Origin of the sequence: Vibrio kasasachensis (assembly GCF_050337565.1) — a bacterium.
Lineage (GTDB): Bacteria > Pseudomonadota > Gammaproteobacteria > Enterobacterales > Vibrionaceae > Vibrio > Vibrio kasasachensis.
Genome location: NZ_JAKJTB010000017.1, coordinates 98,724 through 122,242 on the forward strand (window position 1 = coordinate 98,724; position 23,519 = coordinate 122,242).

The following is a 23,519-nucleotide window of genomic DNA, read 5'->3' on the forward strand; positions in this document are numbered from 1 at the left end:
GGTTACGATGAAATCTTTAGAAGATATGAACTTATTAATCATTGATGATAGTGAAATTATTCGTCAATCGACAAGAGCAATATTTATGAATATTGGTCTTAAACCTAGTAATATTGTAATGGCTAGTAGTGCTTCTAGAGCTTACCTAGAGTGCATGAAAAGCAAGTTTGATTTATTTATCGTAGACTTTAATTTAGGGGAGGGGAGCACTGGATTACAGCTACTTGAAAAACTGTATAGAACGCAGTTAATTACGAATGATTCAATTATATTAGTTGTTACAGCGAATAACTCTTCTCCTGTTATTCATGGGTTTCTTGGTTTTGATCTTAGTGGAATATTAGTTAAGCCGTTAAAACCTGAAGTTCTTAAAAAAACACTTTATGCTTGTATTGAAGAAAAATCATCGATTAACCAAACAATAGAAATCTATCAACATAAAGGGTTACCACACGCTTTACAGTCGCTAAAGTTAGTGAAAACAAAAAAATCCTATGACCTTACGATTACCAAACTATGTGCTCATATTTGGTCGCTTGGACAGCCTAATGTGGCGAAAAAGCTATTAGAGGGTTATTTGAAGAGCAACCAGTCGACTACTGCCGTAAAACTGTATTCCGAAGTCTCTTTGGCTCAAGGCGAAATAGAGGATGCAGGCAAATATCTACATAGTACAAATAATAATTCTCTTGCCGCATTTGGGCAACTAGACATAGAAGCTAGGTGTTTATTATTAAATAAAGAATATGACAAAGCGGCAGATCTACTTGAGCAGTTGTATGAAAAATCACCGTACCAGTTATTATATGCATATGCATATATATTGCTACTAATTAATGGGTTAGTTGATAAATCTCGTTTGAAAAAAGCATTGGATACATGGTTGAAGTGGTCTAAAGGTTCGGTTTGGGATTCGGCGGACAATAAACTGTGCATAGCTTGGGCGATTCTGAAAATAAAAGATAATGTTTCGCATGAAGAGGCGAAAGACGTATGGCAGACATTAATGAAAGGTCGCTCTGTCGGTAAGGCTGAATATGAGTATGTTAAATTACTCGATTCACTAATGAGCAATGATGAAAAGCCTCTCGACTATCAAATGATAGAAAACTTGGATCTGAATTCGTCATTTGAAGTCCATTTAGTTAAATATTATCTTAGCCAAAAGCACAATAAATCAGATTGGACTCGATTCTTAAGTAGAATATTAAAACTCGATATTGAGAAGGAGGTTTCTCCGCTATTGAGAACGGTTAAGCAAGTGATATTGGATCATATTGATAACTCTGTAAATTCGCTTGTTTTGAAAGTGAGTAGGATTGAAAATAATTAACGTCAGTATCTGAAGGTTAATGATCTAAATATTCGGTTGTTATCGAATGTGACTATTTTTGGGTCAAGCTGTACAAGAATGACTGTATCAATAAGAGATTATGATAGTGGACTAATAGAATGCCTAAAAAAATATTGGTTATAGAAGATCATCCATTTCAGCGTATGGTATTGCTTACATTACTTGAGAAATTTGAGAACGTTAGTGTCGCGTCCGTAGGTAGTGCCAGTGATGCATTAATACATCTGGAAAATGAACGTCCAGATATGGTTATCTGCGATCTTAATATGCCAATGATCGACGGAGTAACCTTGTTAAGGCTGCTTGCTGAAAGTGGTTATGATGGTGAAGTTGTTATTTCTAGCGCTGTCGGGAAGATGGTGCTGAAGGCTGCCGCGCGAATGTGCGAAGCCTATAATATGAATTTGCGAGGTAGCATTAGTAAGCCAATGACTCATAGCAAATTAGCATCGGTATTACTTCAATTGGATAAACCTAAGAGTAATACTTATTTTACTGAACCAACTATTAGTGATGAAGATATTATTAAGTCCTTTGAACGCAAAGAGTTGATTGCATATTATCAGCCTATTGTGCAACTCCCTACGGGGCAATGGAGTGATTGCGAAGCGTTGGTTCGTTGGCAGCACCCACAATATGGATTGCTATCGCCGATATGGTTTTTAGACCGAATTACGCAACTTGGTCTTACAAGTGAACTTTCAAAATTGATGTTGGATAACGTCATCAAAGAGTTTCCTAAGCTTTGCGGTACGCTTATCAGTGTGAATATTTCAGCTCAAGACTTGATGAATGAAGAGTTTGTTGAGAGTGTTATCGAATTAGCGCGAACGAACCCGAGTTTATCAAAAAGAATACGCTTCGAGCTGACTGAAAATGACGTTATTGAACATTTGGGTTACACATTGTCTTCTGCTGTTCGTCTATGTTTAGTTGGCTTTTCTTTTTCAGTCGATGATTTTGGTACAGGTTATTCATCCTTTAAGCTTCTGGATGATATGCCTTTTGATAAAATTAAAATTGACCAAAGTTTTATAAAAAATATGCTCCAGAGTGGTACGGCTTTGTCGATCGTTGAAACAAGCATTTTCCTTGCTGAAAAACTGAACATGCAAATAGTCTCTGAAGGTATAGAATCTAAAGCCGAATGGGATAAACTTCGCCAGCTATGTGGTGGATTCGGGCAGGGGTATTTTATTGCGCGACCAATGCCAGCGGATCAACTTGCCGAATGGCATGCCAGCTGGCGAGTAAGAATGATTACTGAAAAATTGGTTGCTGATTGACATCAATCGTAGGTATAAGCGGAAATTGAATCAAAACGAGGCTTGATATCAAGATTTCATTGCAAGCTCCCCGCCTTGTGATGCAAGCAAGTATTTAGGCACTGACCATTTAAGTATATACTCTCGGCTCCTAACTGGAGCCGTTTTCATGTTTGATATCTTATACACCCACAATGATTTCCTAATCATCAATAAGCATCCGGGCGTTTCCGTTCATAAAGATACGGGCGAAACCATGCTGCTTGCCGAAGTGGCTAACGCGAGTGGCGATAAGCAACTCTATTTAGTACACCGCTTAGATAAGATGACTTCAGGTATTTTGTTATTAGCAAGAAACGCGCAAGCTGCTAGCGAACTCTCCAAAGCGTTCGCCGATAGAGCGGTAGAAAAATATTATGTAGCGATTGGTGCCAAGAAACCCAAGAAAAAACAAGGTTTGGTAAGTGGCGATATGGAACGTACTCGTCGCTCAGCATGGAAACTGAATAGTTCTCAGGACAATCCAGCCGTTACCCAGTTTTTCTCGGCGAGTGCAAAACCAGGAGAACGATTTTTCCTGTGTAAACCACATACGGGTAAAACCCATCAAATTCGAGTTGCGTTAAAATCGATTGGTTCAGCAATCGTTGGTGACCCAATTTACAACGCAGGTAATCACGCTGATCGCGGTTATTTGCATGCTTTTGCGTTGCGATTTTCCTATCAAAATGAACCGTATCAGTTTGTTTGTGATCCAAGAGAGGGTGATTCCCTTGGTGAAAAATGGCAAGAAGATGAAATTCAACAAGGTATTCAAGCTTGGTTGCAACCTTGGCAGCTAGCATGGCCGACAATTAAGAAGTAGTTTTAGTTATGCAATCCAATCAAATTCCCGTTTTTCTCAAGCATGTTGAGCAACAGTTGCACAGCGTGCCGAATGAAGTTCGTCGTCTTTTCCATGGGCGTGGTCGCTGTTGGCAAGATTTAGATCAATTGACATGTGACTGGCTGCAAGGTCAGTTGATCGTCAATCTATTTAAATCTGTTGATGACGAGTTCTTAGAACAACTCAAAGCTGGTTTATTAACCCTATCCACTTCTGATGTGTGGAAAGAGCGCCAAGGACACGTGATCCTACTGCAACATCGTTACGCGGATGGTGCGCCATCTGAAGTCATCTTAGGTGAACTAAACACGAGACCTGTAGTTGAGGAGTTGGGGCTTAAGTACCAACTTGATATTGGACGCAACCAGAATTTTGGGTTATTCCTTGATATGCGCTTAGGTCGAGAGTGGACACGAGATAATGCCAAGCATGCAAATGTGTTGAACCTGTTCGCTTATACCTGTGGATTCTCTGTTGCTGCGATAGCTGGTGGAGCCGACCAAGTCGTTAACGTTGATATGGCTAGATCGTCACTTAATAAAGGGCGAGAGAACCATAAATTGAATGAACATAACCTCAATCAAATTCGATTTATGGGGCATGATATTTTTAAATCTTGGGGCAAGATTAAGAAGTCAGGTCCTTACGACTTGATCATTATTGATCCGCCTTCATTCCAAAAAGGCAGTTTTGCCCTAACGAAAGATTATGCAAAAATTTTACGCCGCCTGCCGGATTTATTGACAGAGCAAGGAACGGTATTAGCCTGTGTAAACTCGCCTGCGGTGGATTGTAATTTCCTTATTGATGGAATGGCAGAAGCAGCCCCAGAGCTGACTTTTGTAGAGCGATTAGCTAACCCTGAAGAGTTTGCCGATATTGATGAACAAGCGTCCTTGAAGTGTTTAGTTTTCAAAAAATCGCAAAAGTGATCACGATAGACCTTTTCTATCACACGCTGTGATTTTAAAGGTAAATTATCAACAAGTAGATCATCTGCCGCCACGGCTATTGCTAGGGCGGTTTTAATTCCTCTTGTTTACCATTTCCAACACGCAATCAGTTTTATTTATACAACTTTCCTAACTCGTTAATTTGACGCTCACTCTCATGCAGAGTGTATAAATATTCGACTGTGTATACCCGTCATAATTGAAGTTGCAGCGGTGTTGGCTGTGTTCGAGTGCCCCAATCACATAGTTCACCTATGCTCAGGGGATTTTCTTACTTGCCGCCTACCTGCATCTTCAAGTTTATTGGGTATATATGCATAGGAGAGCCATCTAGTTAAAATCGAATTACTATAAAGGCGAGATGCCCGATTTTTGCACTTCTTGTCACGGGAGCTTGGATTAACCTGCTGAAACTAAATAAGTATGTGGTATAAGCGTATACATACGAGCGGACTATTCGGGTAAGTTGCCCGCTAATAAGATGTTAGGGCACTTAGAGTCTGGTGAAAGGAGTAATAATGGCAAATATAGGTACGGTTGACTTCTATCTTGGAGTGCCTATTTTACCTCGTGAAGAATTTGAAATTTACTCGACCCAGCTTTTCGATGAGTGGGAGGCTTATATCGGAGAGTATTTACAATTGAGTGATTTCTCACTTGTGCTCGAAGTGGAAGAGGGTTCAATTAAAGCAAAGGGTAAAATATTTGCTGCGATTGGGGTTCTCTATATTGGTATTGGTCAATACGGTTCATTTGTTTCTGGTCTTCAGACGATACATAATCAAGTTAGGGCTGTTGGTGAGTATTTCGGAGAAAGAGCTAGCTCACCCTTCGACCTAAGTTTAGCTAAACCTAAAATACGAAATCGTGGGGAATCTCTAGCACGATTAGAAAGCCTCTTTGTCAAAGTTCAACGAGGTGAAATGACCGTTGAAATAGCAATGCAGGAAACCGAAGCCATATTCGGTGCCGAGGTTGAGGAAGCCCCTGAGTTCATGTCTGATCTAAAGAAATCACTAGAACAAGTTTCAGTAATTCCTAAACAAATGGAATTGCATTTAGTGGATTCGGATGGCGAAGAACTTACAACTGAAGATCCTAAGCCTAAAAAGCCCAGAAACCCTCAGCCTAAGCGTCCAGCTCCTGTAACAGATCAATTTAGAGTGGAAGTTTGGCGTGAGACAAAAAAAAGTAAGCGAAATATTAAAGTCACAAGTCTATAAAAAGTGCCTTAACAAGGGATTAAGCGTTGCGCAGCCAACGTTAAATCCCGAGTGTTGAACAAGCCCGAAGCCTTCTCTTTATAGTAAATTGTGCGCTAGTGAGCGGTGGGCGTTTCGCTTAGAGCTTTTTTTCAAGGGGAGTAGAGGCGTGAGAAAGGCTGTATAATATGTACTTTATTAATGTTTTACTTTAACAGTTCGTCTCTGTGTTGGTTAGTCTCCCCTGAAAATTACTGCCATTCTCCTTATTCTTACGCGCCATAATTTAGCCAGCGTGAATGCATTGAATAAATAGCGTGGTTGGCTTTGTGCCACTGTCGTTTTTTGTGGTGAAATTGTCGGGCATTGATTTTGAATGGTTTGCTGTAGAATTTGAATATCGCGCATCGTACCTTCCAATGGTTTTTATGTATTTTACGATATAAATTAAAGGCATAAACTTCAGTGTAACTAATTGTTTATATTGACAATTATAACGAATTGGTAAGATTTCGACATTATGTGCATATGATTGCTGCGTTTGGCTGAGATTTGCTGCATAATTATCCATTCACGATCAATGAATGAGAAATTTATCAATGGAACTGATACTTACACAATATTTGGCTGAACTCTTGGCTGTTATATCTATTACCATCCTAACTATTGTTACTCCTGGGCCTGATTTCGTGATTGTTGCTAGAAATAGCTTAACGTATTCGAAGCGATCTGGTGTGCTGACAGCTATCGGTGTTGCATCTGCGGTGTGGGTACATATTTTTTACACGTTAGCTGGCATTGGAATACTTCTTTCTAAATCCATTCTGTTGTTTTCTATTGTTAAGTATCTTGGTGCTGCTTATCTGATTTACTTAGGTGTAAGTTGTATTAGGAGTAATAGTGATCTTACAGAAGTCACAGGTTCTAAATCTAGTAAATCGATAAGTGATTTTCAATCGTTTCAAATAGGCTTTCTAAATAATGTATTAAACCCAAAAGCCACTCTATTTTTTGTTAGTTTATTTACTCAGTTGGTTAGTCCCGCAACGCCATTAGGTATCCAAATCACTTACGGTGCGATAGTGTCGATTTCATGCTTAGTGTGGTTTACGTTAGTTGCAGTTTTTTTGAATAAAGAAAGCATCAAAACGGGATTTTTGCGGGCTCAGAAGTCAATTGAAAGAGTGATGGGTGCGGTTCTTATTGGTTTTGGCATCAAAGTTGCCGTATCTGCAACTAATTAGCACAAAATTAATAAAGACTAAGCTTTGCGCTGCCAATGTTAAATCCCTAGTGTTGAACAAGCCCGAAGCCTTCTCTTTATAGTAAATTGTGCGCTCGTGAGCGGTGGGCGTGGCATTTTTACTATATTTTAGGTTTAGTGGTTAAGGTGTCATACGGAACCATCGTATTGCGTGTCTCATTCCTTAACAAGGCATTAAGTCTATACCCAAGAAACTTGAAGATGCAGGTAGGCGGCAAGTAAGAAAGTGCCCTGAGCATAGGTGAACTATGTAATTGGGGCGCACGAACACAGCCAACACCGCTGCAACTTCAAGTGTGACGGGTATATATGCTTCATTTCTCGAATTGGTAGATTTATGAATGAACTAGTATTGAGCAGTAGTGAAAAATTAACTTATCGTCGACTTAAAGATGGAGACCAATGCAAAATTAAAAGGTTTCAACAAGAGATGGCAAACTATGCCCATGGCTTTTTTACGCCACATGCTTCTGATGATGAAACAATGAATAAAGTGGTGTCGCGTTCAATTGCTGATAAAGACTGTGTGTATATAGTTTTAGATAGAGAAGGGTCAGTTACGGCATATTTTTTCCTTTGGTGGTATTCGTCTGAGTTTCCAGTGTTAGGCATTGGAATTATACAGAAATATCAAGGACAAGGACTAGGCAAGCAACTGATTGAAATTCTAATTGAAGATGCTAGATGCAATAATTGCAGAGCGATAGAACTTACAACGGTATTGAATAATAATAGGGCTTTTTCATTATATCAAAAGCTTGGTTTTCTATACTTAGGTAAAGTTGATAATTTAGTTGGGGATGGAAGCGTTGTTGAAGAGTCTCACATGTATTTTCCAATAGAGCCTGGAGTGAAGGTTCCTCAACGGGTTCACGTAACACCGTTTTCATAACGCTGGCAATGTTTATGTCACAAGGGTTTAGGTAGGGTGGTAGCGTTTCTCATTACTTAACACGGCGTTGTTTCCTTTCGTAAGCTACTGAAATATAAGATCTGTCGCAAGATTGCCGCATTTGTGCCGTTATCTTTTCTGTATACTATTGGTAACTTCTAAGTCGATACAGCAGAAAGGATTATTGTAATGATAATTAGAAAACTCAGGCTGAAGAATGGTTGGTCTCAGGAGCAACTAGCAGAGTTAAGCGACCTAAACATTCGCACAATTCAACGAATTGAACGAGGTCAAAAGCCGAGTCTTGAGTCATTAAAATCTCTTGCTGCTGTTTTTGAAACTAGCGTGTCAGAACTTCAGCAGGAGCCAGAAATGACAAACGAAGTGAAAATTACCGACGAAGAACAAGTAGTAATTGATCAAGTGAGAGCGATTAAAGGCTTTTATTCCCATGTAATGACATATGTGATGGTAATAGTTTTATTGTTTGCGATAAACCTTATCACAGACCCGAGCTATATTTGGGCGTGGTGGCCAGCGATGGGCTGGGGAATTGGCATCATAAACCATGGTTTAAATGCCTTTGAAGTTTTTGACTTTTTTGGTGCCAAATGGGAAAAGCGTCAAATTGAAAAACGTCTAGGAAGAAAACTTTAAGTACGCACACAATAGACATGAGCCTTCTCATTGCCAATGGGAAATACGCATTGGTGGCATGTTTACTATGGTGGTTAGCGATTTAGCGCGTAAAACAGATTTATGAATCAAGATTTTACCTTTTGAGTAAATGGCATGAAGACTCAAGTGATTTTTGGCTAGATCTATTCCGCAGTAGAAAGAGTAATTAGATATTGTGCCTCTGGCTCTGATAATCACGATATAAGTGTGGCAGATCCTCGATAGGGAGAATCCATGCCATTCGTTATAGTACTAAGGTAATCAAGGAGTACGAGTTTGAAATCTAGACAGATATCAGACGTAAATGGAATAAAGTCAATTTTGTATGGCGAGTATAAAAATACCGAAAGGGTATATGTTTACCTTCATGGCGCTGGTGAGTTTGGTCAAGGCTTTGATGGTCAATATAAGTATCCAGGGTTTGCAACATTACTTAGAGATGGCGAAATTTCATTAAGGCATCCTTTTATAATTGCGTGTTGTATGGATGGCTCGTCTTGGTTACCAGATTCTCTAGAGTTATACTTGAATGAAGTAAGTTCTTGTTTTTCTGATGCTAAAATTGATCTCATTGGTTACAGCCGAGGTGGTGAAGGTATATATGAATACCTGCTGAAATATGCCGATATTCGAACAGCCACAGTTATCAATTCAGAATTACCGCAGTTACCACCGACAAATCTAGAAGTTCCTCTTCATGTGATTCATGCATCTTATGATCAGTTTACTCCATTTGTTAAAGTTCAGGACTTTGTCGAGAGTAATTTCGGAGATACTGTAACATTATCAAAATGGGACGGTGACCACTTTTCTATTGAGGCGATAGTTATGTCAAAAGGGTGGTTAGAGTGGATCGAAAAATTAGGGTTAAGACAAACTTAAATATAACAAGATAATTGGACTCCCCACCTACCCAGTCTAACTGTACTCCATAAAAACTGCTTTAAATCTTCAGTCGGTCATGTATCAGGTGAACGGTCAAAATCATCGTTAATACGACGAACCGCACGAGAATAGGTATCAATGGTGACCGGTCGTTTTCCTTGCAGGGCTAAGTTGGTAATGTACTGTAGATAAATGGCATCGTAGCGTTGTTGTTTGGTTGAATTTATGTCATCACCATTAACATAAAGGCGCTACTGAAAGCATGGATGTTGAGGTATTTCACTCTGCCGCTTGGTTCATTAAAACGATTAAGTTGCGCCTTTACTCCGCCGTTTAGTAGGGAGTTTAGTTTGCTTGGTAAGTTTATCGTAGTGCAACTTATTGTGCTCATTATGCGCCGAAGCGTGTAACATTAATCACATTGTAAGAAGGTAATAGTATGTCTTTTGATTTAGTGCTGATATTCATGGCAACCGTATTTGTCGTGTCTATCATTCCTGGTCCAAGCATGCTGTTGGCGTTAACCCATGGTATGTATCATGGTGCGAGGAAGACACTTGCTTCTGCGTTCGGGAATGTAACCGTCACTTTCATACAATCCCTAATTTCAGTTATTGGGCTAGGAGCTGTCTTAGTTGCTTCCGAAACAGCTTTTCAGATTATTAAGTGGGGAGGAGCTGCATACTTACTCTATATGGGCGTTTGTTTGTTCATATCATCCAAGTCATCTCCAAAGTCTGAGGGTTGTGAGAGCAAGGAGCAGGATACATCTTTGATTAAGATGTTCGTAGAGTCTGCTCTAGTCACAGCCTCGAATCCAAAAGCAATCGTATTTTTTACTGCTGTTTTTCCACAGTTTATTAATCCAGAAGGTGCTTTCTTAATCCAGTCAGTAATACTTACTTCGGTTTGCTCTGTTGTAGCTTTTGTCTGTTTCATGATTTACGCTATAGGCGGACAGAAACTTGTATCCCTGCTATCTAAATCCGTAGTTAGTAAGTATTTTCAGCGTACTATAGGTGGGATTTTTATTAGTTCAGGTATCGCCCTCGCTTTTAGTAGCAGATAAGACGCATACAAAGAAGGATTGAGCATTGTGCAGCCAACATTAAATCCTAATGTATAACAATCCCGAAGCCATCTCTTTCATAGTAAATTGTGCGATGGTGTTCGGCGGCGTTTGATAAGATAACGGCATCAGCAGCAGAGTTCCTTCACTATATTGAGTCACTGCTTATCGATCGTATAATTGGTAGAAAAGCTTTTCTATTGCCTACATATACCCAAGTGACTTCAAGATGCAGGATTCAGAGCCTTGTCACTGGTTCCAGTTCAAGGAAAACAACTCTCGCTGAACTAAGCATCTTGAGATGACTTGGGTATACACTCTTGCCCTTGAGGTTATTTTTCAACTAAGCGTTTTGTATCCTGCCCATATCCTTGTTGAAGTCGTAAACCAACAGGCTGCGCCGTAAATATATGCAATGAGCGCAAAGTGCTGTGGAAATAAACAGAAGAGAACAAAGCACGCGATGGTTTCTGTCCCTTCGGTTAAGCCGCTCATGTAGTAAAGTGATTTGTTCTTATACACGGGGTTTTCAATGCCTCGTTTACCCGCCATAACGGCAAAGGCAAGAAAGCTAGAGCCTGTTCCAATGAAGGAAAAAATAAGAAATGCACCCGCGACGGCGTTTTGTTCAGGGTTGGCGAGAACGAAACCAAATGGAATCAAAGAATAGAATAGGAAATCTAAGCTAATATCAAGAAAGCCACCAGCATCGGTGATGCCACGAATTCGTGCGATGGCACCGTCTAAGCCGTCACAAATTCGGTTGATGGTGATGAATAGAAGTGCGAGCTCATATTGCTCAGTAGCCAAAGCGGGTAATGCCATACAGCCAATAACAAAACCAGCTAAGGTTGTTTGATTCGCTGTTACGCCACGAACGCTCATCATGGCGGCGGCTTTAGCTAACGGTGAACGAATTATCTTTATACTGAATTTATCTAGCATGGTTTTTCTCTAATCTTGTCTTTTCTAATCGTGTGTGACTTTAGTTGATTTGTTCTGCTCGTTAGTGGTATCCCATGGCCAATGGAACACTTTTGCGCCTTGTGGAACATCGTCAATGTCATGAGTAACAAGTAGCGTTGGTACGTTGGCCTGTATCAGCTGTTCGAAAACCCAATCTCTAAATTGTCCTCTTAACGCTTTATCCAACTTACTAAAGGGTTCGTCTAGCAGTGCAGCTTGAGGCTGTGCTAACAACATGCGTAGTAAGCTGACTCTCGCTCGTTGTCCGCCTGATATCTGTTCCGGAAATGAATCAGCCAGTACGGAAAGTTGTACGTGTTCTAAGCACTCTATGGCTTGGCGTTTGCGATCTGTTTTTGGTACTGAATTTGGCAAAGCAAAGGCGAGATTTTGCCAAATATTTAGATGCGGAAAAAGCAGATCATCTTGAAATAAAATGCCAACTTTACGCTGGTGCGGTTCCGCATTTTCTATCGCAATATCGTTGAGTGAGATTTTGCCGCTAAAATGGAAATCATGGGCTAAGTGACCTGCAATAAGGTTTAGTAAGGTTGATTTACCACAACCGCTAGGACCCATAATAGCGACGATTTCTCCAGGAGCGATGTCGATATTCAGATGTTCAAATATTGGGACTTCACCGTGTTTATAAGCGGTGAGGTCGTTTAGAGTAAGAGTCATGTAAAGTTCGTACCTTAACTACAGATGAAGAACGTCGAGTGGTTAAACGACTAATGAATAATGCGGTGGAGAAAAAGAATAGTGGTAGCAGTGCCTGCCATAGTGCATAAATCGCCGTCACGCGGCGATCGAAACCACTTGAAAGGGCTACTGCTTCAGTGGTTATTGTTGTTATGCGCCCACCTCCAAGCATTAAAGTTGGTAAGTACTGAGCTAAACTAACACTGGCGCCTACCGCCCATGCGTAAAGCAGAGCAGGCAATAGCATTCTCAATTTTATTAAAATCAAAACCTGAACAGGAGATTTTCCAAGGCTCAAACCTGCTTTGGTGAAGTTATGGTCATAGCTTTTCCATGGTCCATCTAGCGCTAAGTAAACAAAAGGAAATGCAAAAAAGACATGCGCCCACGCTACCCAAAGAGAAAAACTGTCACTCGCGACATACAAAGCAACCACTTGGATACCAAACAGCATTGAAAGCTGTGGGATCAGCATTGGCATTGCGATGAGGTAGTCGGGCAAATGCCAAGCATGCTTAAGTTTATATTCATGCGCTATCAAAGCTAGGATTAACGCCAAAGTAGCAACTACTGTGGCCAACAAAATACTATTGAGTAACGTAGGTATGATGTTGATCCATTCAAATTGCCAAAAACGTAAGCTGAGTTGGCTAGGAGCTAGGTCGGGGAAACGCCAGCGTTGAGCAAAGCTCCAAATCGCGAGTAGAGGCAAAACGACGGTAGCCAGAGCGACGGACGTTGAAAGAATACTCATGCCGGGTAGTGAAAAGCCGGAGCGCCCAGAGTATTGCCATTGCTGACACCATTTTATGGTCATTTTTTCGACTATAACCACTATACCCATCAGTAAGCTGGCTAAAACAAATAGCATCACCGCGCCCGCAGACGCTCGGGGGAGTAGGGATAAATCAGGGTCGCTAAACCATTGCCAAACCAATACTGCAAAAGTGGGTGGGTTGGAAGGTCCTAAAATTAATGCGATATCGACTACGGAGACACCGTAGGTGATCACTGCAAACAGAGCAAAGCGCATTTTAGTGAACCACTGAGGGAAGATAACTTTGCACCACATTTGATGTGGCGCATAACCCAGCATACTAGCAACCTTAAAAGTTTGTTCCAGTTTGAGTTGATGCAATACCGATATGCTCATTAAAAGCAAGAACGGTAATTCCTTAAACGCTAACGCTAGGGTAAGCCCAAGTGCATATGGGTCATTAACTAATAGTGCGCTGTTACTAGCGTCACTTTGCCAGCCAAGTAATTGAAAAGCTAGTCGGGCAATGAAGCCAGTAGGTGCAAATAAAAAGGCAAAACCAATCGCGAAAGCAACGTGAGGCAGTGCGAGAAGAGGCGCAAGAACCGTCTCAACCTTGTGCCAGTATTTGCTTAGCCAAAGGCGTTGTAATATAGCAAAGCAAAATAGAGCAGATAGAGCTGTGCTTAATGTCGCGCTTAGTAGGCTGGAACCTATTGATTGTATTAATCCGTTCCATTGCGTCAGTTGAATATAACCAGCCAGTGTTAGCTCTGTCATGGCTAAAGGCGGAATAAATCCCAGCGAAGAAACTATGACCCCCGCCAAACCGGGGATCATAGGTACACTGCAAATTAGGATTAAAATAAAGTAACTAAATCTAAGCATGAAATAATCTGTACGGTTAGTTACCGTATCGTTGTAGCCACTCTTTTTCTAGAGCAACTTGCCAGCTTGGATGAGGCTCAGCAATGGATTTAAATAACGTGGTTTTTTTCGCTGAACCTTGTAAATATTGGTTGTCTAGCACTGACGGATCACCCCAGATATTGAGATCACCTTTGCGCGATTGTGCTTCTGGGCTCAGGAGGAAGTTAATCACGACTTGTGCTCCTTGATTTGCGTTTGCATTCCAAGGAATCGCTAAGAAATGAATGTTAGACAGTGCACCAGCTTCCATTGCATAGGCTGTCGTGCTTGGTGCTAATTTACCGCTGGTTTGTGCAGAAAAAACTGCATTGGGGTTGAATGTAATCGCGAGATCGAGTTGACCATCATCCAGCAGTTGTGTCATTTCAGACGAGCTGGCTGGAAACTGTTTGCCTTGACGCCAAGCCACTCGATGTAAGCTATCTAAGTATTGCCATAGTGATGCTGTGATTGAGCTAAAGTCAGCTTCATTGACTGGTAAGCTTAATGAAGGGTCATTGTTAGTGAGTTCAATGAGTAGTGCCTTAAGAAAACTTGTGCCATGAAATTCTGGTGGGCGAGGGTAGCTAATCCGATTCGGGAATGCGTTGGCGTAGCTCAATAGCTCGGCAAAGGATTGTGGTGGATTATTAAGGCTTGCAGAGTCATGTATAAACACTAACTGCCCAACGCCCCATGGTGCTTCAAGCCCAAGTGTTGGCTCTGAAAAATCACTATCGACAGGTAGTGATTTGTTCACGTATTGCCAGCTAGGCAACTTCTCGACGAACGGTCCATACAGCAGATCATTATTTTTCATTGACTTGAAGTTTTCACCATTTATCCAAACCATGTCAACGCTTCCCGCACTGTTTTTTCCTGCGGCTTTTTCTGCGATTAGACGTGAAGTGGTTTCAGCTATATCGGTGACTTTGACCTGCTTTAAAGTAATGTCATATTTTTGTTTAACTTCATTGGAAACCCAGCGAAGATAATTATTTATCTCTTGGCTTCCGCCCCAAGCATGGAAATAAACGGTTTGACCTTTTGATTGGTCAACAACAGTTTGCCAACCATCTGCAGCAACAGCTGTGAAGGTGACTAACAGGGTTGAGAGTAGGGTAAACAGCCTTGTCATAATGCTTCCTATAGAAATTGGAGTGCTTAATGAATTGCTAGACCGAGGTTAGCAATATTTTCATTCATTATGACCTAAAAAAATTGAAACTTTTTAGATATTTGTGTCTATTGTTACTTAGTTGTTCTGAAAATGTGCTGTGATATAAAAAAGAGCAGCGATTGGCTGCTCTCTATTTTTAGAATTGGGAATTAGCTTTTCCAATCGCTTAGTTTGAATACTAAAGTATGTGCTTCACTGGTTAGAGTTAAGCTGTCTTTAGTGAGCGTCATGTCGCTCCAATCTGAAAGCGTTTTAGAGAAAGCGCTTTCAACGTTCATAGACTCACCCATGCACATTTTCATGGTCATGCCCATTTTTTCGATGCGGAATTGATTGTCTTTAAGCTCAGCTTGACCGAAAAATGTATTACAACCAGCGTTGCCGTTTGCTGTCATTTTTTCGCCCACTTCTAAGTTTGGTGCTTGTTGACCTTCCTCAACTTGGATTACTTTACCGTCGATTTCGGTAAGTGACCAGTTGTGGTGTTGTAGATCAGTTTGAGTAATAGTTTTCACATCGTCACCATTGGTTGCGCAAGCTGCCAATAGAACCGGAAGAGAGAGCGCAGCAAGTAATGTTTTTAAACTAAACTTCATAGTATTAAACTCCAAAAAACAATAAGGTGTATCTATGTACACCACGATGAACTTTCATCGCCTCTTATTATAGGCAACAAGTCGGTAATTGTGTCAGTATTTAGTCATGGTTTCTCGTTTAGTTTACAAATTCACGGACTTATGGAGGCAGTATGGAGCAACTTGAAATTTTTGCTGTTGCTAGCCCATGTGTGGGGGTTTGTAATGCGGATGAGAAAGGGTACTGCATGGGATGTATGCGCAAGCGAACCGAGCGTTTCAATTGGTTGTCGATGACGCCAGCAGAACAGTTGTATGTGTTGAAACTGTGCCGTCAGCGCTATCGTCGTAAAATGCAGGTCATCTCTACTGTGGAGAGTTCCACCCAACCAGAAAGCAACAGCCCACAACAAACACTATTTGAAGAATAAGTTTGGTGACATTAATAAAAATTGCTCACTAAATAGAACGGGACTCTCAGTAAGTCACTTCATACCCCATTTGTCACTGACCCATCCGCCTGCATTATCATCAAAATGGCAGCCTGAGAAGCGCTGATTGGCTCCGACGTTTCTATCTATTTCTGGTTCATCATCAAGCAGTTTCTGTATATGAGTGGTGAAAGGGTCATCGCTATGCAGCCGATCTTGTCTAGTCGCAACTTCTTTAATTAATTGAAGACGATAAAAATTGCTTGCACGTTTCATAGCGTTGTCCTTTGTTGAGCAGCCTCTAAAAACTTAGAACTGGAGAGATTCAGCGTCAATCAAGATCGGGACATTTTTTCTTCATTTTTGATAAATTATTGCTGCTTGAGAGCATGGCTTTTTGCTGAAATATAAATATTTCAGCTGGTTAATAGTCATTTGTGTCTGGTTACACTGAAAGAAAAAATTCATATTATTGTCATCGATTGACAGTAAGGCATGAAGTGTCGCGTATGGGGAAAAACGGTACTAAGGAATGGTGTGACCTTGGCGTTATTGCCAAGGTCCGAAGAGTTGCTGTGGTGGGTTACTGAGTTGTACAAGTATCCTTGGTGACAAACTCATCAAGAATTAGTTGCCCACGGGTGTTGCGCATTTTCAAACGATAGCTTAAACCGGCTTCTAGGTTTGCTTTGGTGTCTCTGTTTGAGCAGTAGTAGCTAATTCCATTACTGAGTACGTTATTGGCTGGTTTGGCTCCCAACTGATCTTGGTTATAGATCATCATTATTTCTATCGTACTGCCTTTTGCATTGGCTCGCATGATAGACAATGGACCCGCTTCAAGTGGTAGCTCGGCGGCAAGTACGCTTGCACGATTATTGGCGAGTAACTCAAGTTGCTTTTGGTCTGAGTTGCTGGCGCAGCCTGCGATTGTCATCAATGTGATTAGGCTGATAAAGACACGTAATCTCATGATTAAAAAACTTTCTTAAATGGCTTAACGATAACAGACTGGTAAACGCCAGCCGCAATGTACGGGTCAGCATCAGCCCATAGTTGAGCATCTTGCAATGAATCAAATTGTGCAATGACTGTTGAGCCAGTAAAGCCTGCATCTGCAGGGTTCTCTGAGTCGATGGCGGGCATTGGTCCTGCAGTAAGAAGGCGACCTTCATCTTGAAGTTTTTGCAATCTTGCTAAGTGCTCAGAGCGAACACCTAAGCGTTTCTCAAGTGAATTTTCAACGTCTTGTGAGAAAATAACATACCACATGCGGGTTTCCTTTTGATTAGGTCGTTTCTTGTTCGTTTTAACTAACTCTAACGCATAGTTGCGCTATCAAAAATTTTGATTATCGAAAATGTGATTGAATTTATGATTATCAGCAGTTTATCGCACGTGGTTTGCCATTACTGTCAATCGCAACATAATTAAATGTAGCATCGCAAACCATAAAGCGATCTTCTAGGCCGTGTTCTTTGACGGGTTTCACCCAAACTTCTAGATCAATACTCATGGATGTTCGACCAATTTTAGTACATTCACCATAGCAGCAAACCACATCACCTACTCTGACCGGTTTTTTAAATGTAATGCTAGATACAGACACGGTAACGATTCGACCGCCAGAAATTTCTTTAGCCAGAATACCGCCAGCTAAATCTAACTGCGACATGATCCAACCGCCGAAGATATCACCATTGGCATTGGTATCGGCTGGCATTGCAAGGGTACGGAGAAGAAGTTGTCCTCTAGGAGAGCATGTTTCCTGACTCATTTTGACATCCACAACGTAATGACGTCACTGCGGTGAGTGATCGGTTCGATTAATAACTAAAAAGCGACCAGCATTGGTCGCTCTATTTTTTCAATTATACCTCACTTGTTAGCAAAATCATCTGCTAGCCAAGCGGTTATTCTTCTTTGCTTTCTTTAGGTAAGTGTTTATAGATATAGACACCAGAAATAATCGTAAAGGCAAACGTAGCGGCCAGCAGACCGAATACTTTAAAGTTTACCCAGACATCTAGTGGCAACTCACGAGCAACGTAAATATTTAACGCCGCACAAGCAGAAAAGAAACCAACCCATGCCCAAGTAACCTTTGCCCAAACGTGATCCGGTAAAGTTAGTTCTTTACCCAACATGCTTTTGATTGCTGATTTGCCAATTAAGTGGCTGATGGTCAAACCAATGGCAAATATTGCATAGACAATCGTCACTTTCCATTTGATGAAGTTATCATCATGGAGAAAGATTGTCATACCACCAAACACAGCCACCATGATGAAAGTGATAAGCTGCATTTTTTCAACTTTTTTGTACAACGCATAGGTCAGTACAATTTGTATTGCACTTGCAACAATCAGTGCGCCAGTTGCGACATAAATGTCGAACATCTTATAGAGCACGAAAAAGATAATTAAAGGAATAAAGTCTATCAGTTGTTTCATTGGTTATATCAATTTCTAACGAGATACCTTCAGTCTACCCAAATCATGGAGTAAGACAAAGCAGTTCGTTGCATTATGAGACAAACTCTAGTCTAAGGTTTCATATCAATGAGGGATGAAAGCCTTCATATCTTCCAAGTAACCTTCGCTGCGTAGGCTATCAACAGCGGTAATTAATTCTTCATCACTCATAGAAGAACAGCTGTCTTTCCCTATGATTAAGCTCAAGTATTGCGGGTATTCGGGTTCTGAAAACTGCCCCATGCGATCGGTGAGTAAACTTTTAATGCCATGATGGATAAGATCATAATATGCGTGACGATTCATGATAATGCCTCCTAGCAAAATGCGGCAGATTATTACCGCGTTTACTACATTAAGCATATTGGATGCCAATATATACCCAAGTGACTTCAAGATGCAGGATTTAGAGGCTTGTTACTGGTACTAGTTCAAGGAAAACAACGACGTGGAATAGCCATATATTTACTAGTTATGTGACAAAAAAGCGTTTTCTATAGTTTGTTTCAGCGCTTCCTTCGTCGTCGGTTTCGTTAGTCGACCGTCCATTGTTTGACGGATTTTTTCTAGCTCTATGTATCCCGACTCACCGGAGAGTGCATAAATTGGCAGACCGGGATGCATTTTTCTTATCATTGAGGCGGCTTCAAAACCATTCATTACGGGCATTTGAATGTCCATGAAGACAAAATCGACGTTGTGCACTGCAATTGTATCGACTGCGACCTGACCGTTGTTCGCCAAAATAACGTCATAGCCTAATTGATTGAGCAGCAGTTTAACTAGGTGTCTTTGCACTTCTTTATCATCCACAACCATTATGGTTGGCATTTGGATTTGGGGAGGCAATGTTACTTTGGCATTTGTTTCTAAAGATAATAAGTCCTGATTTAATTCAGGTTGGTACCTCGGTGATGAAGGTAGTGTGCCTGCTGGGAAAGATAAGTGAAATTCAGTGTATTCACCTATCTTGGAGTAGCACTGTATTGAACCGCCAAACGACTTCATTACTCGACGACAATAACCAAGCCCAAGCCCACTACCGCCACTTTTGCTGTAAGTAAAAAAGTCATCGAAAATACGTTTGAGTAACGAAGTAGGAATACCTGGTCCCGTATCACGGATAATGAGAAAGTTCTCGTATTTGCCTGACAAGGTTTTTATTTCGACCATGCTATCGGGATATGAATCGAAATAGTAAATCGCATTACGCAACAAGTTGAAAATAACAAAGTTAAATAGGGTTTCATTTACCTTGGCGCAGAAATCAGGATTAATGTTAATTTCGATACGTTCGCGTATATCACCTGACTCATAGGCGTATCGCTCAACGGCTTGAGTGATCGAAGATCTAATTGAAGTTTCATGGGTTGGTTCGTGCTCTAGTGCTGAATCATTGACTTCACGTAAAATGATATCAATAAGTTGGCGTCCTCTTTCGATCGCCATTTTTCCGTTCGTGAGCTCTTTACTCAATTCTTGTTGACAACTACTTTGTTCTAACTTGGCTTCCAATAATTCAAATTGGAATTGAACCTGAGCGAGGGGATTGCGCATTTCATGGGCGATGGAGTTTGCGAGAGCTTGCGCCTGGTGTACTTTCCTGTCGGCATTAATGTAGCCTTGAGCTCTTATCAGAACGTGTTGTAGGGCTTTTACTTCTTCACAAAAATAGAGATGACCGACGCGCTTTTTTTTCACTAGTAACAAATGACTCATACTATTGTTGTAATCGAAAATTGGCAGAACTAATGCGACGTTTTCCGACTTCATTTTGTAATAGATATTTTCCAGCATCTTGTTGATCGAGTGGTTGTTTAATATCAGCTCTTCAATCTCATCGTATATCAAAACACTATCTTGTCCGTATAGCTGTGAGGTATAGATTTTTTCATCTTGAAGATTAGAAACAAGCTGTAAATCATGTTGCTCTATACCGAGAGTTTTTGCGATTTCAGTGAAGGCATTGGAGGTGGACTTTTGAAATTCATTGCTCAGCGAGCGAATCTTGTTGTCAGGTGACAGTTTTTGACCGTAAACCAGTTGGCTTGAGTAGCGCAAAGTTGATTGATATATCTTTTGCCAAGTAAACCCTGTTAGAAGGCAACTGACAATGATAGCGAAGTTAATATGTTCGGAAGACAGGCTATTGATGATCAATGCCAGCGGCATCATGATGATTAGGTTAGAAAACACGAATGCTAACATTGAGTAAGCGACATACCGATGGCTATAAAAACGAGAGGTGATCAGTGCATAACCAATCAGAAGCATTGAAGCTATTGCGAAAGTTGCTGGCAGCCAAATCATGGAGAAGTCACGCCAAATTATTGGAATTGCATCGTTGAATATCAGGGGGGATAGCATCAAAATGAAAATGCTCACGAACATGTATATGGATCTTATCTGCTGGAGTGCTCGTGTTTTTCGCGAATAGAGCCAAATATTGCGGATTGTTAGTGCCAGTAGTATGACGATGGAGAAGAAAAACCATATTGCTTCGGGTCCGAGTTCAATCGTAAATCGACCAACACCCTTGATAGAAATGTGATTGATCGTTCGACCTGGTAGGTAGTTTAAGTAGCCCGCTAAAATGGATAGAGATATAAGTATCAGTGATTGTCCTTTTCGTGACCAGTTATTATCAATGTCTGAAACGAGAACCTGAGTAATGGCGCAGACGAAAACAAAGCTGGAGAAAGAGACGATGTTTGTAAATAGAGCGACAGCAAGTGCTGTGGATTCCTCAACTTGGGGTAAAAGAGGCGAATAAAAAAACGCATTGCTTAGTACCCAGATAAAGAGTGACAAAGAGTATAAAATGTAAGGAGTGCTAATTCGTTTATTAAATCCCAATGAGGAGATTCGAAATGAGCGAATGAAGTATACGTTCCACCCTAGAATGAAGGTTGCAACACCGCTCAACATCATGAAAATGGGGTGCAGAATAGAGTCAAACATCCGCCACTCCATTGAATTTGACTCTATATTTTAAGTGGTTACTCGTTGGCTGCTGTTGAGGATTAGCCAGCTCTAGTACATTCATATAAACCAGATTTACGTTTAATTACTACTTTTGCTGTAAATTTATCCACATTTTGCCCTGTTTTGTAAACTACTGTCATGCGTTCTATGTCGCATTATCCATTAGTTTTTTAACAAGTAGATTTATTGCTAAATTGGATGGATGAATACTGGGAGCCTAGTGAGGCGTTGCTTTAGCTGGAATTAGCGTATGGGCAGTTGCTGGAAAGATAAACAGATATAATTTATATACTTACATTGATCTCACAAATTTATCGTTTTTACATGTTAGTCTTATATGTTGCCTTGTTGGTAATTTATAGACAAAATAACTGGTATTTATGACCATTCATTGTGATAGTTTTGTTTTTTTTGCTAATATAGTAAATATATCTAACTGATTTGTAAGAATTTTCGTGATCTTAACATAAAAAAGTTGGCGAAAATCATAAGGTTGGCATACACTTCCAATTGATGTACCTATGTCATTGATTGACGAGGCGAAATGCTTTGGCGCTGTCGCGAGACAGCGATGTTTAACACAGCTTTTGAGGATAATTCTATGGCGCTCACAAAAGCCGACTTGGCCGAGAACCTGTTTGAAAAGCTTGGATACAGTAAACGAGATGCCAAGGAAACGGTTGAGGCATTTTTTGAAGAGATTCGCAAAGCGCTAGAGAATGGCGAGCAAGTGAAGCTTTCAGGATTTGGTAACTTTGACCTACGCGAGAAAAATGAACGTCCTGGTCGAAACCCTAAAACAGGTGAGGACATTCCAATCAGCGCGCGCCGTGTCGTAACATTCCGTCCTGGGCAAAAACTGAAAGCCCGTGTTGAGACGATTCACGGCGAAAGTTAAAGCGTTATCGATGGATCGATTTCCTACTGTTACTTAAAAGTATCTATTGTTCGTGCGAATTTTAGATACATGTTAAGTGATAGAAAAACACCCAAGCATGCTTGGGTGTTTTTGCATCTATCGAAACGAAACTAATCGCGTTTCCATAAAATATGACAGAACTTGTTGTCAGGATCACGGCTTACTAATAAGCGTGCAAACACATCATCCAAAACGTCGTTTTCTTCGTTAACTAGACCAACACGAACTTCCGCATAGACTTCTTTATCAACGTCAAAACCAACGTGGGTTGCCCAATCGTCGCCTGTTTCAACCAGCTCGGCTGCTCCGCGGTCTTCAAATTGCGCAGTAAATAGAATGACATCGACGGCTTCTAGGTTGTCGGGTGCCATTTCCAAGAAAATGTCGTAAGCGGTGTCAATCGCATCATCGTAAGAAATCAGTTCAATCATAATTATGCACGGCTCATGTATTTACGTTCTGCAGTGTTCACAATGATACGATCGCCTGGTGCGATGTATTCAGGAACTTGTACCGTCAAGCCTGTTGACAGGCGAGCCGGTTTTGTACGCGCTGAAGCTGAAGCCCCTTTAATTGAAGGGTCAGTTTCTTCGATTGATAGTTCAACTGTTGCTGGTAGTTCAATGGCAACAGGGTTACCGTCAACGAGAACAACCATCACACCTTGAATTTCTTCTGTGATGAACATTAGATCATCTTCAATGTCAGCTTCCTTAAATGTGAACTGAGTGTAATCTTCATTATCCATGAAAATGTACTCGTCGCCATCGACATAAGAGAAAGACACAGCGCGCTTAAACATATCTACTGTTTCAACAACGTCGTCAGATTTGAAGCGCTCGTCAGAACGTGCACCTGTATTCAAATCAACGCAACGCAGCTTATAGATTTTAGCTCCGCCACGACCACCAGGAGTAGTCACTTCGATATCTCTAATTAGTAGCGTTTTGCCGTTTGAGTTGATAGCAAAACCTTTTTTTAGCTCACTTGCCTTAGGCATGAACAGTTTCCTTCATATGCGTTGTAAGGGCGGCATTATATACCCAAGTAAATGCAAGATGCTATTTCAACTCACTCTGAAATCGTATGAAATGTGTAAATTGCCACGTGATTATCTTGATTGAAAGCGCGCAGTAAGGGAACATGGTGAATTAAGTGAAATAGCTTCAGATT

General features: G+C 40.8%; 26 protein-coding genes and 1 pseudogene. 12 read left to right on the forward strand and 15 right to left on the reverse strand.

Annotation, left to right across the window (positions count from 1 at the left end; all coding sequences use genetic code 11):
* Window positions 1-7: 7 nt before the first annotated feature.
* The 8 genes from L4C38_RS14680 to L4C38_RS14715 all read left to right on the forward strand — a co-directional run bounded on the left by L4C38_RS14680 (window position 8) and on the right by L4C38_RS14715 (window position 8,473).
* On the forward strand, window positions 8-1,333 hold the full coding sequence (locus L4C38_RS14680) for a response regulator (RefSeq protein ID WP_428798308.1): 1,326 nt from the start codon (window positions 8-10) through the stop codon (window positions 1,331-1,333).
* 119 nt (window positions 1,334-1,452) lie between these two features.
* On the forward strand, window positions 1,453-2,640 hold the full coding sequence (locus L4C38_RS14685) for an EAL domain-containing response regulator (RefSeq protein WP_428798309.1): 1,188 nt from the start codon (window positions 1,453-1,455) through the stop codon (window positions 2,638-2,640).
* Window positions 2,641-2,788: 148 nt separating this feature from the next.
* On the forward strand, window positions 2,789-3,484 hold the full coding sequence (locus L4C38_RS14690) for a TIGR01621 family pseudouridine synthase (RefSeq protein ID WP_428798310.1): 696 nt from the start codon (window positions 2,789-2,791) through the stop codon (window positions 3,482-3,484).
* An 8-nt stretch (window positions 3,485-3,492) separates the two neighbouring features.
* On the forward strand, window positions 3,493-4,437 hold the full coding sequence (locus tag L4C38_RS14695) for a class I SAM-dependent methyltransferase (protein WP_428798311.1): 945 nt from the start codon (window positions 3,493-3,495) through the stop codon (window positions 4,435-4,437).
* A 539-nt stretch (window positions 4,438-4,976) separates the two neighbouring features.
* Window positions 4,977-5,681 carry a hypothetical protein gene (locus tag L4C38_RS14700; RefSeq protein WP_428798312.1) on the forward strand — a complete coding sequence of 235 codons (705 nt, stop codon included), beginning with the start codon at window positions 4,977-4,979 and terminating at the stop codon, window positions 5,679-5,681.
* A gap of 578 nt (window positions 5,682-6,259) precedes the next feature.
* Window positions 6,260-6,904, forward strand: coding sequence for a LysE family translocator (locus L4C38_RS14705; RefSeq protein ID WP_428798313.1), 645 nt, complete (start codon window positions 6,260-6,262; stop codon window positions 6,902-6,904).
* Window positions 6,905-7,261: 357 nt separating this feature from the next.
* Complete coding sequence (locus L4C38_RS14710) at window positions 7,262-7,816, forward strand: GNAT family N-acetyltransferase (RefSeq protein WP_428798314.1); 555 nt, start codon at window positions 7,262-7,264, stop codon at window positions 7,814-7,816.
* 189 nt (window positions 7,817-8,005) lie between these two features.
* Window positions 8,006-8,473: a 2TM domain-containing protein gene (locus L4C38_RS14715; protein WP_428798315.1), complete on the forward strand. Its 468-nt coding sequence runs from the start codon at window positions 8,006-8,008 to the stop codon at window positions 8,471-8,473.
* Between the two features lie 42 nt (window positions 8,474-8,515).
* On the opposite strand, the pseudogene L4C38_RS14720 reads toward L4C38_RS14715, so the two are convergent.
* A pseudogene (locus tag L4C38_RS14720) lies at window positions 8,516-8,668 on the reverse strand (IS110 family transposase); the annotation flags it as partial.
* A gap of 102 nt (window positions 8,669-8,770) precedes the next feature.
* Here L4C38_RS14720 and L4C38_RS14725 point away from each other — a divergent pair.
* Window positions 8,771-9,376: a hypothetical protein gene (locus tag L4C38_RS14725; RefSeq protein ID WP_428798316.1), complete on the forward strand. Its 606-nt coding sequence runs from the start codon at window positions 8,771-8,773 to the stop codon at window positions 9,374-9,376.
* A 442-nt stretch (window positions 9,377-9,818) separates the two neighbouring features.
* Entirely contained in the window at window positions 9,819-10,448 is a 630-nt protein-coding gene (locus L4C38_RS14730) for a LysE family translocator (protein WP_428798317.1), read from the forward strand.
* 339 nt (window positions 10,449-10,787) lie between these two features.
* On the opposite strand, the gene L4C38_RS14735 is transcribed toward L4C38_RS14730, so the two are convergent.
* The 5 genes from L4C38_RS14735 to L4C38_RS14755 form a co-directional block, all read right to left on the reverse strand.
* The gene (locus tag L4C38_RS14735) at window positions 10,788-11,393 is read right to left on the reverse strand and encodes a CDP-alcohol phosphatidyltransferase family protein (RefSeq protein WP_428798318.1); all 606 of its coding nucleotides are present in this window, start codon (window positions 11,391-11,393) and stop codon (window positions 10,788-10,790) included.
* A 24-nt stretch (window positions 11,394-11,417) separates the two neighbouring features.
* Complete coding sequence (locus L4C38_RS14740; RefSeq protein WP_428798319.1) at window positions 11,418-12,095, reverse strand: ATP-binding cassette domain-containing protein; 678 nt, start codon at window positions 12,093-12,095, stop codon at window positions 11,418-11,420.
* Window positions 12,061-13,761, reverse strand: coding sequence for an ABC transporter permease (locus L4C38_RS14745; protein ID WP_428798320.1), 1,701 nt, complete (start codon window positions 13,759-13,761; stop codon window positions 12,061-12,063). The genes L4C38_RS14740 and L4C38_RS14745 overlap by 35 nt, the downstream gene beginning before the upstream one ends.
* A 16-nt stretch (window positions 13,762-13,777) precedes the next feature.
* Entirely contained in the window at window positions 13,778-14,920 is a 1,143-nt protein-coding gene (locus tag L4C38_RS14750) for an ABC transporter substrate-binding protein (RefSeq protein ID WP_428798321.1), read from the reverse strand.
* 191 nt (window positions 14,921-15,111) lie between these two features.
* Window positions 15,112-15,558: an META domain-containing protein gene (locus L4C38_RS14755; RefSeq protein WP_428798322.1), complete on the reverse strand. Its 447-nt coding sequence runs from the start codon at window positions 15,556-15,558 to the stop codon at window positions 15,112-15,114.
* A gap of 152 nt (window positions 15,559-15,710) precedes the next feature.
* Between L4C38_RS14755 and L4C38_RS14760 the strand changes: the two genes are divergently transcribed.
* Window positions 15,711-15,968, forward strand: a complete 258-nt coding sequence (locus tag L4C38_RS14760) for a DUF1289 domain-containing protein (protein WP_428798323.1) — start codon at window positions 15,711-15,713, stop codon at window positions 15,966-15,968.
* Between the two features lie 54 nt (window positions 15,969-16,022).
* Here the strand turns inward: L4C38_RS14760 and L4C38_RS14765 are convergent, their stop codons facing one another.
* The 7 genes from L4C38_RS14765 to L4C38_RS14795 form a co-directional block, all read right to left on the reverse strand.
* Window positions 16,023-16,244 carry a hypothetical protein gene (locus L4C38_RS14765; protein ID WP_428798324.1) on the reverse strand — a complete coding sequence of 74 codons (222 nt, stop codon included), beginning with the start codon at window positions 16,242-16,244 and terminating at the stop codon, window positions 16,023-16,025.
* A 307-nt stretch (window positions 16,245-16,551) separates the two neighbouring features.
* Entirely contained in the window at window positions 16,552-16,941 is a 390-nt protein-coding gene (locus L4C38_RS14770; protein WP_428798325.1) for a GspS/AspS pilotin family protein, read from the reverse strand.
* A 2-nt stretch (window positions 16,942-16,943) separates the two neighbouring features.
* Entirely contained in the window at window positions 16,944-17,240 is a 297-nt protein-coding gene (locus L4C38_RS14775; RefSeq protein WP_428798326.1) for a YciI family protein, read from the reverse strand.
* Window positions 17,241-17,349: 109 nt separating this feature from the next.
* Entirely contained in the window at window positions 17,350-17,745 is a 396-nt protein-coding gene (yciA, locus tag L4C38_RS14780) for an acyl-CoA thioester hydrolase YciA (protein ID WP_428798327.1), read from the reverse strand.
* Between the two features lie 136 nt (window positions 17,746-17,881).
* Window positions 17,882-18,421, reverse strand: coding sequence for a septation protein A (locus L4C38_RS14785; RefSeq protein ID WP_428798328.1), 540 nt, complete (start codon window positions 18,419-18,421; stop codon window positions 17,882-17,884).
* Window positions 18,422-18,526: 105 nt separating this feature from the next.
* Entirely contained in the window at window positions 18,527-18,748 is a 222-nt protein-coding gene (locus L4C38_RS14790; RefSeq protein WP_428798329.1) for a hypothetical protein, read from the reverse strand.
* A gap of 162 nt (window positions 18,749-18,910) precedes the next feature.
* Complete coding sequence (locus L4C38_RS14795) at window positions 18,911-21,403, reverse strand: hybrid sensor histidine kinase/response regulator (protein ID WP_428798330.1); 2,493 nt, start codon at window positions 21,401-21,403, stop codon at window positions 18,911-18,913.
* A gap of 625 nt (window positions 21,404-22,028) precedes the next feature.
* On the opposite strand from L4C38_RS14795, the gene ihfA reads away from it, so the two are divergent.
* Window positions 22,029-22,325, forward strand: coding sequence for an integration host factor subunit alpha (gene ihfA, locus L4C38_RS14800; protein WP_428798331.1), 297 nt, complete (start codon window positions 22,029-22,031; stop codon window positions 22,323-22,325).
* A 131-nt stretch (window positions 22,326-22,456) separates the two neighbouring features.
* On the opposite strand, the gene L4C38_RS14805 is transcribed toward ihfA, so the two are convergent.
* Window positions 22,457-22,777: an HI1450 family dsDNA-mimic protein gene (locus tag L4C38_RS14805; RefSeq protein WP_428798332.1), complete on the reverse strand. Its 321-nt coding sequence runs from the start codon at window positions 22,775-22,777 to the stop codon at window positions 22,457-22,459.
* Between the two features lie 2 nt (window positions 22,778-22,779).
* On the reverse strand, window positions 22,780-23,346 hold the full coding sequence (yeiP, locus tag L4C38_RS14810) for an elongation factor P-like protein YeiP (protein WP_428798333.1): 567 nt from the start codon (window positions 23,344-23,346) through the stop codon (window positions 22,780-22,782).
* Window positions 23,347-23,519: the final 173 nt, after the last annotated feature.